Origin of the sequence: Thalassovita litoralis (assembly GCF_900182725.1) — a bacterium.
GTDB classification, from domain to species: domain Bacteria; phylum Pseudomonadota; class Alphaproteobacteria; order Rhodobacterales; family Rhodobacteraceae; genus Thalassobius; species Thalassobius litoralis.
Map to the genome: position 1 here is coordinate 1 of NZ_FXTO01000077.1, position 1,441 is coordinate 1,441.

Here is a 1,441-nt window from a genome sequence, read left to right on the forward strand (position 1 = left end):
GGGAAAGAACGGTCGCAGCCGCGCCATCTGTTCGTCGGTCAGCCAAAATAGATTGCTCATGATACCCCCTGAAAGTTTGGGGATTTGAAGCATGCGACCAATGCGATCTCAAGCCGATTAATGGGTCCTGAGCCTAATCCTTTGACTTGCACCGGAAGATTTGCATGACGACCCCCACCTACCGTCCCGATATTGACGGTCTGCGCACTTTGGCGATCATGCCTGTCATTTTGTTCCACGCCGGGGCGTCATGGTTGCCGGGCGGATTTGTTGGCGTCGATATTTTCTTTGTAATCAGTGGGTATCTGATCTCCTCTCTCATCCTGCGCGAGATACAGGCAGGCGAGTTTTCCTTCCTTCGGTTTTACGAACGCCGCCTGCGCCGCATCATCCCTGCGCTCTTGGGGGTGCTGTTCGTGACCGTAGCGGCGTTCCAGTTCATTGCGCTGCCCGATCAGGCACAAAGCGCAGCCGAGTCGGGCATCGCCGCACTGCTATCGCTGTCAAACTTCTGGTTCTGGCGGGAATCCGGGTATTTTGCGCCAGCGGCAGAACTGTTCCCCCTGCTCCACACCTGGTCTTTGGCGGTAGAAGAACAGTTTTACCTGATCTTCCCCATCGTCCTGATCGTATTTTGGAAACTGCGACTGCGGATCGGGATGGTGTTGGTGCTTGGCGCGCTTGCCACATTTGCCATTGGCCTGTGGCTGTCCTTCAACAAACCTTCTGTGGCCTATTATCTGCTGCCCGCACGGGCGTGGGAATTGCTCGTCGGGGCCGTAATCGCCTCAGGCGTATTCCCGCCAGTCAAGACACCAGCCCTGCGCGAAGCGCTCTCGGCCACCGGCCTTGGCATGATCCTGCTATCAATCTTTACGATACGCAGCGATATGATCTTTCCCGGCTGGGTGGCGCTGCTTCCTTGTCTTGGGGCTGCGGTGGTGATCCACACAGGTGGCCAATCTTGGGTGGCCAATCGCATTCTTGCCGCCCGGCCAATGGTATTCGTGGGGTTGCTGTCCTATTCGCTCTATCTCTGGCACTGGCCGATTTTGGCCCTTCTTCGGGTACGCTCTGGCAGCATTCATCTTGATCCCACCCCCGCAATCGGGGCCGTCATTCTGACCTTCCTGTTTGCATGGCTGTCGTGGCGCTATGTTGAAAGCCCCTTTCGCAATCGCAAAACCATGACAAGCAAGCGCATGGCGGCCTACTTGGGGGGCGCGTCTGTGGCTGTACTCGGTCTTGCCGGTCTGTCCATCATGATGTCGGGCTTTCCCCAGCGTCTTGCGGCCCCTAGCCGAAGCCCAGCGCCGCAGGTGGGCAAGGTGGCGGGCATCTAGGCTCAGGACTCATAACCAAAACATGACTGTTGCGGCGAGAGCGATGGCCGAGAGGAAGACTTCGGGGCAGCGGTCATATCGGGTGGCGACCCGCCGCC

General features: G+C 58.0%; 1 protein-coding gene and 1 pseudogene. One reads left to right on the forward strand and one right to left on the reverse strand.

Annotated features, from left to right (window positions below; all coding sequences use genetic code 11):
* The first annotated feature begins 164 nt into the window (after positions 1-164).
* Positions 165-1,343: an acyltransferase family protein gene (locus FN828_RS20405; RefSeq protein WP_142495133.1), complete on the forward strand. Its 1,179-nt coding sequence runs from the start codon at positions 165-167 to the stop codon at positions 1,341-1,343.
* 9 nt (positions 1,344-1,352) lie between these two features.
* Here FN828_RS20405 and FN828_RS20410 read toward each other — a convergent pair.
* Positions 1,353-1,441, reverse strand: a pseudogene (locus FN828_RS20410) (IS5/IS1182 family transposase); the annotation flags it as partial.